Below are 15,520 nucleotides of genomic sequence, written 5' to 3'. Positions count from 1 at the left end.
AACTGAGTCGGAACACCTGAACGGGCACCCCGGAGGACCGTCTCCGGGGTGCCCGTCCGCCCGTGGGGGGCCGTCAGCGGCCCGCGAGGGGGTTCTTCAGGGTGCCGACCAGCTGGAGCGCGCCGGACGGGTCCGTGAGGTCCACCATCTGCCGGTTGTCGCGCAGCTGGAGCCGGTTGAGGCAGGACAGCGCGAACTCGGGCGCGAACATGTCGTACTGGGCGAACTTGTCGGCCAGCTCCGGCACCGACTCCTGGTAGGCGCGGGTGACCTCCGCGACCGTCCGCCAGAAGGCGTCCTCCTCGACGATGCCCTCCTCGGCGAGATCGGCCGCGAGGAAGCGGAAGAAGCAGTCGAAGACGTCCGTGAAGATCGACAGGAGCTTCTTGTCCTCGGGGACCTCCACCGCGATGCGCGAGACGTCCGGCGGAAGGACCGCGTCCGGGTCCATCACCGCGATCTCCTCGGCGATGTCCTTGTAGACCGCCCGCTGCACGACCCCGTCCCTCAGCACGAGGATCACGTTCTCGCCGTGCGGCATGTAGACCAGGTCGTAGGCGTAGAAGCTGTGCAGCAGCGGGACGAAGTAGGCCCGCAGGTAGTGCCGCAGCCACTCGGTGGGCGCGAGGCCCGACCGCTCGATCAGCGCGCCCGCGAAGGAGGCGCCCTCGTGGTCGACGTGGACGAGGGAGGCCATGGTGGCGAGCGTCTCGCCCTCCTGGAGCGACGGCACCGGGCTCTCCCGCCACAGCGCCGCCAGCATCTTGCGGTACGGCGAGTAGCGGTCGGTGGCCTTCTCGTACTCCAGGTGCCGGTAGCCGACGGCCGCCCGCTCGCGGATGATGCTCAGCCCCGTCGACTTCAGCACCGGGTCGCCCTCGATGAGCTGCGCCAGCCAGTCGTTGATGGCCGGCGTGGCCTCCATGTACGCCGCCGACAGGCCGCGCATGAAGCCCATGTTGAGGACGGACAGGGCCGTCTTCACGTAGTGCTTCTCGGGGTGCGAGGTGTTGAAGAAGGTGCGGATGGACTGCTGGGCCAGGTACTCGTCGTCGCCCTCGCCCAGGCACACCAGGTGCTGCCGGGCGACCTCGGCGGCGAAGGTGACGGTGAGCTTGTTCCACCACTGCCAGGGGTGGACCGGGATGAACAGGTAGTCCGCCGGGTCCAGGCCCTGTTCGCGCAGCACGCCGTGGAAGCGCTCGACGGTCTCCTCGCCCAGCTCCTCCCGCACGAAGGACTCGTACTCGATGCCCACGCCCGCCGTGAACGCCGCCCGCGAGCGGTGCGCGGCCAGCCACACCAGCCGGACCGGGCTCGCGGTCTCCGGCGCGTACGACAGGTAGTCGTGGATGCCGAAGCCGAGCCGCCCGTTGTTGGCGACGAAGCAGGGGTGGCCCTCGGTCATGCCGGTCTCGACGGCCTGGAAGTCGCTCCGGGCCAGCTCGGCGGAGGTGAGCTGCGGCTTGGTGAGCTTGTAGCAGGTGCCGGAGAGGGTGGAGGAGATCTCCTCCAGGTAGACCGGCAGGATGTCGTCGCTCAGCCCCAGGGAGTCCTTCAGCTCGATGAGGAAGTCCAGCGCGGCGAGCGGGAGTTCCGTCCCGTCACGGTGACGGGTGATCGAGCCGGCGTCCACCTGCCAGTGGTCCAGGGCGCGGACGGTGGCGGTGAAGCGGTACGCGGTCGTGCCGTCGTCGCTGCGGACGACGTACTCCTCGCCGTCCCGCTCGGGCGTGAGCAGCCGCTCGTGGGTGAACTCGGCCAGCGCCTTGCGGACCAGGAGGCGGTTGGCCTGCTCCCAGCGTTCGGGGGAGAGGTGGGTCACGGCGTCGGCGAGGCTCATGCGGACACCGCCTTCTCGAACTGCTCGCGGGTGCAGAAGCTCAGCAGGGCCTTCTTCTCCGGCTTCTGGATCTCGCGCTCGGGCACGAAGCCGACGACGGCGTTCAGGGCGTGGACGGCCTTGTTGCCGACGTCCGGCTCGACGACGACGCGGGCGGTCGCCGGGTCGGCGAACAGCTCGGTCATCACGGCGGTGATCACCGCGCGGGTGAAGCCGTGCACGGGCCGGTCGGTGGGGGCGACCAGGAAGTGCATGCCGACGTCACCCGGCTCCGGCTCGTACAGGCCGGTCAGCTCGCGGTGGGCCGGGTCGTACTTCTCCATCAGGAAGGCGGGGACGCCGTCGTGCAGGCCGAGGTAGGCGTGGTGGTGCTCGTCGGCGGCTATCTCCATGTAGGCGCGCTCGACGTCGACCAGCGTGTCGTCCTGCATCATCCAGAACGCCGACTTCGGGTGGGTGACCCAGCTGTGCAGCAGGACGGCGTCCTTCAGCGGGTCGAGGGGACGCAGGGTGAGGTCGCCGATCTCGGCGGCGGTGGGGGTGCTCATACGGCGAACTCCTGGAACGCGATGGTCTTCTCGACCGGGTAGTACTCGGTGCCACCGAGCAGCTCTCGGATGATGTAGCTGTTGCGATAGGCACCCATGCCCAGATCGGGGCTGGTGATGCTGTGGGTGTGGACACCCGCGTTCTGGAGGAACACGCCCTGCCCCGTGACGTCGACGGCGTAGTTGCGGGCGACGTCGAAGTTGCCCTGGGAGTCGTGGCGCAGCCGGTCGCGGACGGGCTTGAGGAACTCCGGCTCGGCGTACCTGTAGCCGGTGGCCAGGACCAGGCCCTCGGTCTCGATCTCGAAGTCCCTGCCCTGCTCCTCCTGGCGGAAGCCGAGCGTGTACGTGCCGTCGGCGTACCGGGCGCTGTGCAGCGCCGAGTTGGTGAGCAGCCGGGTGGGGACGGGACCGCCGAGTCTCTTCTGGTACAGCAGGTCGAAGATGTCGTTGATCAGGTCGCCGTCGATGCCCTTGAACAGGCCCTTCTGTTCGGCCGTGAGCCGGTAGCGGGTCGTCTCGGGCAGCGCGTGGTAGTAGTCCACGTACTCCGGGGAGGTCATCTCCAGCGTGAGCTTGGTGTACTCCAGCGGGAAGAAGCGCGGGGAGCGCGTCACCCAGTTCAGCTGGTAGCCGTGGACGTCGATCTCGCTCAGCAGGTCCTGATAGATCTCGGCGGCGGACTGGCCGCTGCCGACCAGCGTGATCGACTTCTTGCGCTGGAGCTCCGCCTTGTGCTGGACGTAGCGCGAGTTGTGCAGGAAGTCGCCGGCCAGGCCGCGGCAGGCGTCCGGGATGTGCGGCGGGGTGCCGGTGCCGAGGACGAGGCGGCGGGCGCGGTAGGTGTCGCCGGACGTGGTGGCGACGACGTACAGCTCGTCGGTCCCGTCGTACGTGACCTCGGTGACCGTCGTGGAGAAGCGGACGCTGGTCAGCTTGTCCGCGGCCCAGCGGCAGTAGTCGTCGTACTCGACGCGCAGCGGGTAGAAGTTCTCGCGGATGTAGAACGAGTACAGCCGGCCCTTCTCCTTCAGGTAGTTGAGGAAGGAGTAGGGGGACGTCGGGTCGGCGAGGGTGACCAGGTCCGACATGAACGGGGTCTGGAGGTGGGCGCCGTCCAGGAACATGCCGGCGTGCCACTCGAAGCCGGGCTTGGACTCCAGGAAGACGCCGTTCAGTTCGGCGATGGGCTCGGTGAGGCAGGCCAGGCCGAGGTTGAAGGGGCCGAGGCCGATCCCCACGAAGTCGTACGGGGCACTGGCTTCAGGAAGCGCGGTCAAGGGACTCTCCCAGGTACTGCTCGGCGTGGCCGGCGATCAGATCGAGGACGGCGGTGATGTCCGCCGTGGTCGTCTCGGGGTTCAGCAGGGTGAACTTCAGGTAGTGGCGGCCGGCCACCTTGGTGCCCGCGACCACGGCGTCGCCGGAGGCGAACAGGGCCTTGCGGGCGTACAGGTTGGCGCGGTCGATCTCGGCGGGCTCGGTGACGGACGCCGGGACGTAGCGGAAGACCAGCGTGGACAGGCTCGGCTCGACGACCACGTCGAAGCGCGGGTCGGCGGCGAGCAGCTGCCAGCCCTCGGCGGCGAGGTCGCACACCTCGTCGAAGAGCTCGCCGATGCCGTCGGCGCCCATCACGCGCAGCGTCATCCACAGCTTGAGGGCGTCGAAGCGGCGGGTGGTCTGGAGGGACTTGTCGACCTGGTTGGGGATGCGCTCGCGCACCATGCGCCGCGGGTTGAGGTACTCCGCGTGGTAGGTGGCGTGGCGCAGGGTGGCCCCGTCCCGGACCAGCAGGGCGGACGAACTCACCGGCTGGAAGAAGGACTTGTGGTAGTCGACGGTGACCGAGTCGGCCCGCTCGATGCCGGTCAGCCGGTCCCGGTACTTCAGGGAGGCCAGCAGCCCGCAGCCGTAGGCGGCGTCCACGTGCATCCACACCCCGTACTGGGCGCAGAGCGCGGCGACCTCGGGCAGCGGGTCGATGGAGCCGAAGTCGGTGGTGCCGGCGGTGGCGACGACGGCCATGGGGACGAGGCCGTCCGCGGCGCAGCGCTCCAGCTCGCGGGCGAGGGCGACGGTCTGGAGGCGCTTGTCGTGGTCGACGGGGACCGACACGACGGCGTCGGGGCCGAGGCCGAGCAGTTTCGCCGACTTCTGCACGCTGAAGTGGCTGACCTCGGAGGCGAAGACCCGCAGTTTCGCCAGGTCGTCGGTCTTGGCCTCCTCGCGGGCCAGCAGCAGCGCCTGGAGGTTGGACTGGGTGCCGCCGGAGGTGAACACGCCGTCGGCGGCGGGGCCGAGGCCGATGCGGGCGGTCGTCCAGTCGATCAGTTTCCGCTCGATGAGCGTGCCGCCCGCCGACTGGTCCCAGGTGTCGAGGGAGGAGTTGACGGCGGTCAGCACCGCCTCGGCGAGCACGGCGGGTATGACGACCGGGCAGTTGAGGTGGGCGAGGTAGCGGGGGTGGTGGAAGTAGACGGCGTCGCGGAGGTAGACGTCCTCCAGCTCGTCGAGGACCGCGGCCGTGTCGTGCAGCGGCCGGTCGAGGTCGATCCCGTCGATGCGGGGAGCGAGGGCGTCGACCGTGATGCCGGTGAACGGCCGGTCGGTGGCGGCGAGTTTGGCGGCCACCCGCTCGACTCCTTGGGTCACGGAGTGGCGGTACTGCTCCGCGGTGGTGTCGTTGAGCAGGTGCGAGCGCATGTGGGGGTCCTCCGGTGGGGACGGTCCGAGAGGGGCGGGAAAAGGGCGGAGCCCGGGCTTCGACTTAGGTTAGCCTAACCTAATTGGCGCTGACCAAACGCGTGCGTGCGCGTGACGGCCGTCACTCTAGCCTCAACTGCCCTTTACGGAGGGTGAGTTGAGGCGGGTGCGGGTGCCGGCCGTCAGCCCTGTTCGCGGAGCTGTTCCTCCGTCAGTCCCTGTCGCCAGTAGCCGACGAAGGTGACCCGGCGCCGGTCGACGCCGCGCTCGCGCACGAAGTGACGGCGCAGCTCCTTGACGCGGCCGGACTCGCCGGCGATCCAGACGTACGGGTGCGCGGAGGGCGGGAGTCGGGCGGCGCGCAGGGTGGGCACGGGGCCCTCGGTCCCGGCCCCGACCAGCCAGGTGATCTCGGCGTCCGCCGCCGTCGTCAGTTCCTGCACGTCCTCGGCGTGCGGGACCTGGAGCCACACCCGGGCGCGGGTGCCGGCCGGCAGGGACTCGAGGGCGGCCGAGGCGGCGGGGAGGGCGGTCTCGTCGCCCCAGATCACCACGAGGTCGGTGTCCTCGGGCGGGCGGAAGCGGATCGCCCGGTTGTCGGCGATCGCCGGGCCCAGCAGCAGGACCCGGTCGCCGGCCGCGGCGCGGGAGGCCCAGCGGGAGGCGGGGCCCGCCTCGCAGGCGGCCCCGGGTCCGAGTCCGTGCAGGACGAAGTCGATGTCGATCTCGACGGTGCTGCCGAGGGCGTCCCGGCGCAGGTCCCGCAGCGTGTACGAGCGCATCACCGCCCGCACGTCGTCCGGGAGTTCACGCCACCCCTGCCACCAGCCGTCGCCCAGCTCGACGGGTACCGCGGGCTCGCTCTGGCCGGGGTGCGGCAGGAACAGCGACAGGGACTGGTCGCGTCCGTCGGAGTGGAAGCCGGCGAGGTCGGGCCCGGCGAAGGTGACCCGGGTCAGAGACGGACCGAGCCGCCTCGTCCGTACGACCTGGAGGGCAAAGAAACGGAACGGGGCGGCTACGGCAGTCGTCACGGATGGCTCCTGCGAGTCGGGGCGGACGGGGTCAGCTGACCTTCTTCGCCTTCTCGATGGCCTCGGCGAGGCTGTCGAGCAGCGGGGCGCACTTGTCGTAGGACAGGATCGGCTCGGGGGAACGGGCGATGACCTGGCCGGCCTTGACCGCCGGCAGCTGCTTCCAGGTGCCCTCGGTGATGTCGGCGGGCTGGATGGTCGAGGAACGGTCGTCCATGATGATGACGTCGGCCGGGTACTTGTCGACGTTCTCCCAGCTCAGGCTCTCGAACCAGCCGCCGGTGGCCTTCTTGGCCTCCTCGGAGGGCTCGACGAAGTTGACGCCGAGGGACTTGAAGTACTCCAGGTCGACGGAGAGGTTGGTGCCGGAGACGTAGAACAGCTCCGGGCTCGCCGAGCCGGCCAGCACCTTGATCTCGGGCTTGGCCTTGGCCGCGGCGCGCAGCCGGGCCGCCGCCTTGTCGAAGGCCGCCTTGGCGTCGGTGACCTTCTTGGCCTTCATGTCCGCGCCCAGCGACTCGGCCAGCTCCCACATGCGCTGGAGCGGCTGGGTGAGCTGGCGGTCGAAGACCGAGATGGCCACGCTGGGCGCCAGCTTGGCGATCTTGTCCTTGGACTCCTCGGGGACCGACCAGAGGGTGCCCGCGGTGTCGAACGTCGTGGAGGCGAGCAGCTCGGGCTGGAGGCCCACGTACTTCTCGACGTCGAACTTGCCCCACTCGTTGCCGATGACGGTGACCTTGCTGACGTCCATGTCGCCGGCCTGGACGTCGGGCTTGCCGTCCTTGGTCGTGGTGGGGCCGAAGACGCCCTTGACCTGGACGCCGTAGTCCCACAGCGCGGCGGCGACGCCGGTGAAGGCGACGACGTTCACCGGGACCTTGTCCAGCTTCACGGTGGTGCCGCGGTCGTCCTTGAACGACCAGGGGCCGGACTTGGCGGCACCCGTCTGCCCGTCCGAGCCGCCGCTCTTGCCGTCGTCGTCCCCGCAGGCCGCGAGCACGGCACCGAGGCCGAGGGCGCCGCCGGCGGCGAGGATTCCGCGGCGGGTCAGGTGGGCAGCTCTGGCGTTGGACATGGTGTGGGCCGCTTTCGAACGGGGCGGGACATCCGCGGGACAATTCCGGGATAGGTTAGCCTAACCTCAGATCTTGTCCAGTGGCCGGGGGCGTCCCGGCGGACGTCCAGGGGCGTCCGGCCCCGTCCGAGCGGCCCGTCGGCTCAGCTCACGAGGCCCAGCTCCCGCGCGATCAGCATCCGCTGGACCTCGCTCGTGCCCTCGCCGATCTCCAGGATCTTGGCGTCCCGCCACATCCGGGCCACCGGGTACTCGTTCATGAAGCCGTAGCCGCCGTGGATCTGCGTGGCGTCCCGCGCGTTGTCCACCGCGACCGTCGACGAGTACAGCTTCGCCAGCGCCGCCTCCTTCTTGAACGGCTCGCCCGTCACCAGCCGGGAGGCCGCGTCACGCCAGGCGAGCCGGGAGGTGTGGGCCTTCATCTCCATGTCGGCGATCTTGAACTGGATCGCCTGGTTCGCCCCGATCGGCTTGCCGAAGGCGTGCCGCTCCTTCGCGTAGGCGACGGACTCGTCCACGCAGCCCTGCGCGAGACCCGTGCCCAGCGCGGCGATGGCGATGCGGCCCTCGTCCAGGATGCGCAGGAACTGGGCGTAGCCGCGCCCCTGTTCGCCCAGCAGGTTCGCCGCGGGCACCCGGACGTCCTGGAAGGACAGCTCACGGGTGTCCGAGGCGTTCCAGCCGACCTTCGAGTACGGGGCGGCCACCGTGAAGCCCGGGGTGCCGGACGGGACGATGATCGCCGAGATGAGCGGGCGGCCGTCCGGCTTGCGTCCCGTGACCGCCGTGACGGTGACCAGGCCCGTGATGTCCGTGCCCGAGTTGGTGATGAAGCACTTGGTGCCGTTGATCACCCACTCGTCCGTCTCGGCGTCCAAACGGGCCGTCGTGCGCGTCGCGCCCGCGTCCGAGCCGCCGTCCGGCTCGGTCAGGCCGAAGGCGCCCAGGATCTCGCCGGCGCACAGCCGCGGCAGCCACTGACGCTTCTGCTCCTCGGTGCCGAACAGGTGGACCGGCATCGCGCCCAGCGAGACACCCGCCTCCAGCGTGATCGCCACCGACGAGTCGACCCGGGCCAGCTCCTCCAGGGCGATGCCCAGCGCCAGGTAGTCACCGCCCATGCCGCCGTACTCCTCGGGGAACGGCAGGCCGAACAGGCCCATGCGGCCCATCTCCCGGACGATCTCGTACGGGAACTCGTGCCGCTCGTAGAAGTCGCCGATCTTCGGCGCGACGACGTCGTGCGCGAACTCCTCGACCGTACGGCGGAGTTCTTCCAGTTCGGGGGAGAGCTTGTGGTCCATCGTCTTCACGACTCCTGGTGGGAGAGGGCTCGTACGGTGCGGGACGGGCTGGGTCGGCCCAGGTGGGCGGCCATCCAGACGCTGGTGGCGACGAGAGAGCCGAGGTCGACCCCGGTGTCGATGCCGAGGCCGCGCAGCATCCACACGAGGTCTTCGGTGGCGAGATTTCCGGTGGCGGACTTCGCGTACGGGCAGCCGCCCAGCCCGCCGGCGGAGGCGTCGACGGTGGTCACGCCGTGCTGGAGGGCCGCGAAGGTGTTGGCCAGGGCCTGGCCGTAGGTGTCGTGGAAGTGGACGCCGAGCGTGCCCACGGGGACGCCGGCGCCGGTGAGCGCGGTGAGCAGGGCCCCGACGTGGCCCGGGGTCGCCACGCCGATCGTGTCGCCGAGGCTCAGCTCGTCGCAGCCCATGTCCAGCAGGGCCCGGCACACCCGCACCACCTGCGGGACCGGGACCGCGCCCTCCCACGGGTCGCCGAAGCACATCGAGAGGTAGCCCCGGACATGGACGCCGGCGTCCTTCGCCCGCGCCACGACCGGCTCGTACAGGGCCAGCGCCTCGTCCACCGAGCGGTTGAGGTTGGCCTTGGCGAAGGACTCCGTGGCGCTGGCGAAGACCGCGACGCGGCGCGCGCCGAGCGCGAGGGCCCGGTCGAGGCCGCGTTCGTTCGGCACCAGCACCGGCAGCTCCACGGGCAGGTCCGCGACCGCCGGGAACAGCTCCTCGGCGTCCGCCAGCTGGGGCACCCACGTGGGGTGCACGAAGCTCGTCGCCTCGATGGTGGTCAGGCCCGTGCCGGCCAGGCGGCGCACGAACTCCGCCTTCACCGCCACCGGCACGATCGCCTTCTCGTTCTGGAGACCGTCGCGCGCGCCCACCTCGTGGATGCGGACGCGGGCGGGCAGGCCCTCGGCCGGTACGGCCATGGGCAGGCCCGGTGCGGCAGCGTTCACGCCGTCTCCTCCTCGCCCTCGTCGGTCGGTGCGATGACCGCCAGCACCTGGTCCATGGCGACCGTCGTGCCGGGGGACACGTCCAGCTCGGTGACGGTGCCGGCGTGCGGGGCGGAGACGACGTGCTCCATCTTCATCGCCTCCACCACCAGCAGACTCTGTCCGGCCGCGACCTCGTCGCCGACGGCGACCTTCACCACCGTCACGGTGCCCGGCATGGGCGCGGTGAGCGAGTCGGCGCCCGCGTGGGCGGCCCGGCTCAGCGAGGCGGCGACGGGGTCGTGGTCGCGCACCTGCCAGACGTCACCGTCGCGGCCCAGCCAGGTGCCGTCCGGCAGCGCGGCGAAGGTGTGGGCGACGCCGTCCAGCCGGAACGTGTACCGGTGCCCGTCATCCGATCGGGTGACCGCGGACGCGGGCAGGGGCTCCGCCGCGCCCTCCGGCAGCAGCTCGGTCCCGCCGTCCGGGGTGCTGCGCACCCGCACGGTGACCGGGTCGCGGCCCGGCACCCGCAGGTGGTGCGCGGTCCAGGCCCGCTGTCCGCCGAGCCGCCAGCCGTCCCCGGCGTCGAACGGGTCCGTCCAGCCGGTGGTGCGCGCGGCCGGTGTCCGCGCCGCCCGGCGCAGCAGCGCCGCCGCCGCGTAGACCTCCGCCGGCACCTCGTCCGGGACGAGGGTGTCCACGTCCCGCTCCACCAGCCCCGTGTCCAGCTCGCCCGCCACCACCGCCGGGTGGGCGAGGAGGCGGCGCAGGAAACCGGCGTTGGTCTGCACGCCCAGGGTCACCGTGTCCGCGAGGGCCGCCCGCAGCCTGCGCAGCGCGGTGGCGCGGTCGGGGCCGTACGCGATCACCTTGGACAGCATCGGGTCGTAGAGGCTGCCGACCTCGGTGCCCTCGCTGAGCCCGGAGTCCGTGCGGACACCGTCGCCCTGCGGCTCGTGCAGCCGCAGCACCGTGCCGCCGGACGGGAGGAAGCCCCGCGAAGGGTCCTCCGCGCACAGGCGGGCCTCGATCGCGTGCCCGGTCAGCCGCACGTCCTCCTGCGTGAACCCGAGCCGCTCACCGGCCGCCACCCGCAACTGCCACTCCACCAGGTCGAGTCCCGTGACCAGCTCGGTCACCGGGTGCTCCACCTGGAGGCGGGTGTTCATCTCCATGAAGTAGTACGAGGACGGGTCGTTGCCCGGGACGATGAACTCCACCGTGCCCGCGCCCCGGTAGCCGCAGGAGCGCGCCGCCTGCACGGCCGCCTCGCCCATCGCGGCCCGCGTGGCCTCGTCGAGGAGGACGCTCGGCGCCTCCTCGATGATCTTCTGGTGCCGGCGCTGGAGCGAGCACTCGCGCTCGCCCAGGTGCACCACGTTCCCGTGGCCGTCGGCCAGGACCTGGATCTCGATGTGCCGGGGCCGGTCGATCCACCGCTCCACCAGCAGGGTGTCGTCGCCGAAGGAGGCGCGGGCCTCGCGGCGGGCGGCGGCGATCTCGTCGGCCAGCACGGCCGCGTCCCGGACCAGCCGCATGCCCTTGCCGCCCCCGCCGGCCGACGGCTTCAGCAGCACCGGCATGCCGATCTCGCGGGCCGCGTCGGCGAGCTGCCCGTCCGTCAGACCGCTGCCGCTGGAGCCGGGCACCACCGGCACCCCGGCCGCCTTCACCGTCTCCTTGGCGCGGATCTTGTCGCCCATCAGGGCGATGGCGTCGGCGGACGGCCCGATGAAGACCAGCCCCGCCTCCTCGCAGGCCCGCGCGAAGCCGGCGTTCTCGGCGAGGAACCCGTACCCGGGGTGCACGGCCTGCGCGCCGGTGCGGGCGGCGGCCTCAAGGAGCCGCTCGACGGACAGATAGCTCTCCGCCGCCGGCGCCGGACCGATCCGTACCGCCGTGTCGGCCTCCCGGACGTGCCGGGCGTCCGCGTCGGCGTCGGAGAAGACCGCCACCGAGCGCACGCCCAGCGAGCGCAGCGTCCGGATGACACGGACGGCGATCTCACCCCGGTTGGCGACGAGCACGGTGTCGAACATGCGTGAAGCCTCGTGTGTGTTTCCCATGGGTCCCCTCCTCACATCCGGAAGACGCCGAACTGGGGGTCGCCCAGTGGCGCGTTGGCGCACGCGGTCAGGGCCAGCCCCAGCACCTGCCGGGTGTCGGCGGGCTCGATGACCCCGTCGTCCCACAGGCGGGCGGTCGCGTAGTAAGCGTTCCCCTGATGCTCGTACTGTGCGCGGATCGGCGCCTTGAACGCCTCCTCGTCCTCGGCGGGCCAGTCCTCCCCGCGGCCCTCCAGCTGGTCCCGCTTGACCGTGGCCAGCACGGACGCGGCCTGCTCACCGCCCATCACGGAGATCTTGGCGTTGGGCCACATCCACAGGAAGCGCGGCGAGTACGCCCGGCCGCACATCGAGTAGTTCCCCGCGCCGTACGACCCGCCGACCACGACCGTCAGCTTCGGCACGCGCGTGCACGCCACCGCCGTCACCATCTTGGCGCCGTGCTTGGCGATGCCGCCCGCCTCGTAGTCCCGGCCGACCATGAAGCCGGAGATGTTCTGGAGGAAGACCAGCGGGATGCCGCGCTGGTCGCACAGCTCGATGAAGTGGGCGCCCTTCTGGGCGGACTCGGAGAACAGGATGCCGTTGTTGGCGACGATCCCCACCGGGTGGCCGTGGATGCGGGCGAAGCCGGTGACCAGGGTCTGCCCGTACTCCGACTTGAACTCGGCGAAACGGGAGCCGTCCACCACGCGCGCGATGACCTCGCGGACGTCGTAGGGCGTGCGGGAGTCGACGGGGACCGCGCCGGTGATGCCCTGCGGGTCGACCTTGGGCTCGACGGCGGGCTCGACGCTCCAGGGCAGCGTGCCGCGCGCGGGCAGGGTGGAGACGATCTGCCGCACGATCCGCAGGGCGTGCGCGTCGTCCTCGGCGAGATGGTCGGTGACGCCCGAGATCCGGGAGTGGACCTCGCCGCCGCCCAGCTCCTCCGCGGTCACCACCTCACCGGTGGCCGCCTTCACCAGGGGCGGGCCGCCCAGGAAGATCGTCCCCTGCTCGCGGACGATCACCGCCTCGTCGCTCATCGCCGGGACGTACGCCCCGCCCGCCGTGCAGGAGCCGAGGACGGCCGCGATCTGCGGGATGCCGGCGCCCGACATCCGGGCCTGGTTGTAGAAGATCCGCCCGAAGTGCTCGCGGTCCGGGAAGACCTCGTCCTGCATCGGCAGGAACGCGCCGCCCGAGTCCACCAGGTACAGGCACGGCAGCCGGTTCTCCAGCGCCACCTCCTGCGCCCGCAGGTGCTTCTTCACGGTCATCGGGTAGTACGTGCCGCCCTTGACCGTGGCGTCGTTGGCGACGATCACGCACTCCCGGCCGCCGACCCGGCCGATCCCGGCGATGACGCCGGCCGCCGGGGCCGCTCCGTCGTACAGCCCGTCGGCCGCGAGCGGCGCCAGCTCCAGGAACGGCGAGCCCGGATCCAGCAGCGTGTCCACCCGGTCGCGCGGCAGCAGCTTGCCGCGCGCGGTGTGCCGGGCCCTCGCCCGCTCCCCGCCGCCGAGCCGGGCCGCGGCCAGCTTGGCGCGCAGCTCCTCCACGAGGACGCGGTGCGCCTCCTCGTTGGCCCGAAAGGCCTCCGACGCGGGATCTGCCGCGCTCGTCAGCTCCGGTGCCTCGTGCATCCTGCGGTCCCCTCACCCAGTGGTCGACCAGTTAATGAGCGTTAACGCATTTCCTTCAGGTTAACGACCGCTAACCTCCCTGTCTAGAATCGATCCCATGGCCATCAGAACCGACGCCCCCACCCGCCGCGAGCAGATCCTCAAGGAGGCCGCCCGCCTGTTCGCCGAGCGCGGCTTCCACGGCGTCGGCGTGGACGAGATAGGCGCCGCGGTCGGGATCAGCGGCCCCGGCCTCTACCGGCACTTCCCCGGCAAGGACGCGATGCTCGCCGAGCTGCTGGTCGGGATCAGCGAACAGCTGCTGACCGGGGCGAAGCGGCGGCTGGCGGAGGCGGACGGGTCGGCCGGTTCCGAGGCGGTCCTCGACTCGCTGATCGAGGGGCACATCGACTTCGCGCTCGACGACCGCCCGCTCATCACCCTGCACGACCGCGAGCTGGACCGCCTCCGGGACGCCGACCGCAAGATGGTGCGGCAGCTTCAGCGGCAGTACGTGGAGCTGTGGGTCGGGGTGGTGCGCGAGGTGTACCCGGCGGTGGCGGAACCGAGCGCGCGCTCGGCGGTCCACTCGGTCTTCGGCCTCCTGAACTCCACCCCGCACCTGGGCCGCCCCGGCTCCCTCCCGGGCCGCACGGTGACGGCGTCCCTGCTGCACCGGATGGCCCGGGGGGCGTTCGCGGCGGTGGGGGAGGAGTGAGGCTCCGCGCTTCCTCGCCTCTCGGCCGACCGAGTCGGGTGGTGGGTGGGCATAGGGCGATGCCTGGAGTGACGAGGGTTACCCACGCCCTGCTCTGGACGCCTCTGACTACCCGCCGGTACGGTGGCATCTGAGCAAGCGCTTAGATATTCGTACCCTGGAGGTGGCGCCGTGCGCCGTACGGTGTTCAACGAGGACCACGAGGCGTTCCGGGAGACCCTCCGCGCCTTCATCGAGGCCGAGGTCGTCCCCGTCTACGACGAGTGGTTCGCCGCGGGCCAGGCGCCGCGCGAGTTCTACTACAAGCTCGGCGAGCTCGGCATCTTCGGCATCAACGTGCCCGAGGAGTTCGGCGGCGCCGGCATGGACAGCCACAAGTTCGAGGCCGTCCTCTACGAGGAGACCGCCCGCGCGGGCGTCCAGTTCGGCGGCTCCGGCGTGCACGTGCTGCTCGCGCTGCCCTACATCAAGATGCTGGCCACGGACGAGCAGAAGAAGCGCTTCCTGCCGAAGTTCGTCACCGGCGAGGAGATGTGGGCCATCGCGATGACGGAGCCGGGCACCGGTTCCGACCTCGCCGGCATGAAGTCCACCGCCAAGCTCTCCGAGGACGGCACCCACTACGTCCTCAACGGCGCCAAGACCTTCATCACCGGCGGCGTGCACGCCGACAAGGTGATCGTCTGCGCCCGCACCGCCGCCCCCACGGCCGAGGACCGCCGCCACGGCATCTCCCTGTTCGCCGTGGACACCAAGTCCGAGGGCTACTCGGTCGGCCGCAAGCTCGACAAGCTGGGCCTGCGCACCTCCGACACCGCCGAGCTGGCCTTCGTCGACGTCAAGGTCCCCGTCGAGGACCTGCTCGGCGAGGAGAACAAGGGCTTCTCCTACCTCGGCCACAACCTTGCCTCGGAGCGCTGGGGCATCGCCTTCGGCGCCTACGCCCAGGCCAAGGCCGCGGTCCGCTTCGCCAAGCAGTACGTGCAGGACCGCACCGTCTTCGGCAAGCCGGTCGCCCACTTCCAGAACACCAAGTTCGAGCTCGCCGCCTGCCAGGCCGAGGTGGACGCCGCCGAGGCCGTCGCCGACCGCGCGACCGAGGCCCTGGACGCCGGCGAGCTCACCCCCGCCGAGGCCGCCAGCGCCAAGCTGTTCTGCACCGAGGTCGCCCACCGCGTCATCGACCGCTGCCTCCAGCTGCACGGCGGCTACGGGTACATGAACGAGTACCCGATCGCCCGCCTGTACGCGGACAACCGCGTCAACCGCATCTACGGCGGCACCAGCGAGATCATGAAGTCGATCATCGCGAAGAACATGGGCCTGTAGACCGAAGGGTCACAGGACATGAGCGACGCACTCCAGTCCCTCCTCGATCTGCTCGACCCGGAGCGGATCGAGGAGGACATCTACCGCGGCCACTCCCGCTCCGCCGTCGTCCCCCGGGTCTTCGGCGGGCAGGTGGCCGCCCAGGCCCTGGTGGCAGCCGGGCGCACGGTCCCCGCCGACCGGTTCGCGCACTCCCTGCACGCGTACTTCCTGCGCACCGGCGACCCCGGCGCGCCCATCGTCTACAACGTCGACCGGCTGCGCGACGGCCGCTCCTTCACCACCCGCCGCGTCGTCGCCGTCCAGCACGGCAAGCCGATCTTCACCCTGTCGGCGTCCTTCCAGACGTACA

At 71.1% G+C, this 15,520-nt stretch carries 13 protein-coding genes; 3 read left to right on the top strand and 10 right to left on the bottom strand.

Annotation, left to right across the window (positions count from 1 at the left end):
* Positions 1 to 73: 73 nt before the first annotated feature.
* The 10 genes from GTW67_RS14205 to GTW67_RS14160 form a co-directional block, all read right to left on the bottom strand.
* Complete coding sequence (locus tag GTW67_RS14205; protein ID WP_161165178.1) at positions 74 to 1,843, bottom strand: IucA/IucC family protein; 1,770 nt, start codon at positions 1,841 to 1,843, stop codon at positions 74 to 76.
* A complete protein-coding gene (locus GTW67_RS14200) occupies positions 1,840 to 2,391 on the bottom strand; it encodes a GNAT family N-acetyltransferase (RefSeq protein WP_161165177.1) in 552 nt (183 codons plus the stop codon). Before GTW67_RS14200 ends, GTW67_RS14205 begins: the two co-directional genes overlap by 4 nt.
* On the bottom strand, positions 2,388 to 3,671 hold the full coding sequence (locus GTW67_RS14195; RefSeq protein WP_161165176.1) for a lysine N(6)-hydroxylase/L-ornithine N(5)-oxygenase family protein: 1,284 nt from the start codon (positions 3,669 to 3,671) through the stop codon (positions 2,388 to 2,390). Before GTW67_RS14195 ends, GTW67_RS14200 begins: the two co-directional genes overlap by 4 nt.
* Complete coding sequence (gene desA, locus GTW67_RS14190; protein ID WP_161165175.1) at positions 3,655 to 5,097, bottom strand: lysine decarboxylase DesA; 1,443 nt, start codon at positions 5,095 to 5,097, stop codon at positions 3,655 to 3,657. The genes GTW67_RS14195 and desA overlap by 17 nt, the downstream gene beginning before the upstream one ends.
* A gap of 182 nt (positions 5,098 to 5,279) precedes the next feature.
* Complete coding sequence (locus GTW67_RS14185; RefSeq protein WP_161165174.1) at positions 5,280 to 6,131, bottom strand: siderophore-interacting protein; 852 nt, start codon at positions 6,129 to 6,131, stop codon at positions 5,280 to 5,282.
* 31 nt (positions 6,132 to 6,162) lie between these two features.
* Positions 6,163 to 7,209, bottom strand: a complete 1,047-nt coding sequence (locus tag GTW67_RS14180) for an ABC transporter substrate-binding protein (RefSeq protein WP_161165173.1) — start codon at positions 7,207 to 7,209, stop codon at positions 6,163 to 6,165.
* A gap of 143 nt (positions 7,210 to 7,352) precedes the next feature.
* Positions 7,353 to 8,513 (bottom strand): acyl-CoA dehydrogenase family protein, encoded by a 1,161-nt coding sequence (locus tag GTW67_RS14175; protein ID WP_161165191.1) that lies wholly within the window; start codon positions 8,511 to 8,513, stop codon positions 7,353 to 7,355.
* Positions 8,514 to 8,518: 5 nt separating this feature from the next.
* A complete protein-coding gene (locus GTW67_RS14170; RefSeq protein WP_161165172.1) occupies positions 8,519 to 9,466 on the bottom strand; it encodes a hydroxymethylglutaryl-CoA lyase in 948 nt (315 codons plus the stop codon).
* Complete coding sequence (locus GTW67_RS14165; RefSeq protein WP_161165190.1) at positions 9,463 to 11,487, bottom strand: acetyl-CoA carboxylase biotin carboxylase subunit; 2,025 nt, start codon at positions 11,485 to 11,487, stop codon at positions 9,463 to 9,465. Before GTW67_RS14165 ends, GTW67_RS14170 begins: the two co-directional genes overlap by 4 nt.
* Positions 11,488 to 11,525: 38 nt before the next feature.
* A complete protein-coding gene (locus tag GTW67_RS14160; RefSeq protein WP_161165171.1) occupies positions 11,526 to 13,142 on the bottom strand; it encodes a carboxyl transferase domain-containing protein in 1,617 nt (538 codons plus the stop codon).
* Positions 13,143 to 13,239: 97 nt separating this feature from the next.
* On the opposite strand from GTW67_RS14160, the gene GTW67_RS14155 reads away from it, so the two are divergent.
* The 3 genes from GTW67_RS14155 to GTW67_RS14145 all read left to right on the top strand — a co-directional run.
* Entirely contained in the window at positions 13,240 to 13,839 is a 600-nt protein-coding gene (locus tag GTW67_RS14155) for an SACE_7040 family transcriptional regulator (RefSeq protein WP_161165170.1), read from the top strand.
* A 171-nt stretch (positions 13,840 to 14,010) separates the two neighbouring features.
* Entirely contained in the window at positions 14,011 to 15,168 is a 1,158-nt protein-coding gene (locus GTW67_RS14150) for an acyl-CoA dehydrogenase family protein (protein WP_161165169.1), read from the top strand.
* A gap of 18 nt (positions 15,169 to 15,186) precedes the next feature.
* Positions 15,187 to 15,520, top strand: a 334-nt coding sequence (locus GTW67_RS14145) for an acyl-CoA thioesterase (protein ID WP_202437210.1), incomplete at its 3' end; no start/stop codon positions are given.

Origin of the sequence: Streptomyces sp. SID5910, from assembly GCF_009862125.1 — a bacterium.
GTDB lineage: Bacteria > Actinomycetota > Actinomycetes > Streptomycetales > Streptomycetaceae > Streptomyces.
Note: the sequence above shows the minus strand (reverse complement) of the source record. Positions and strands in the feature narration are given on the sequence as shown.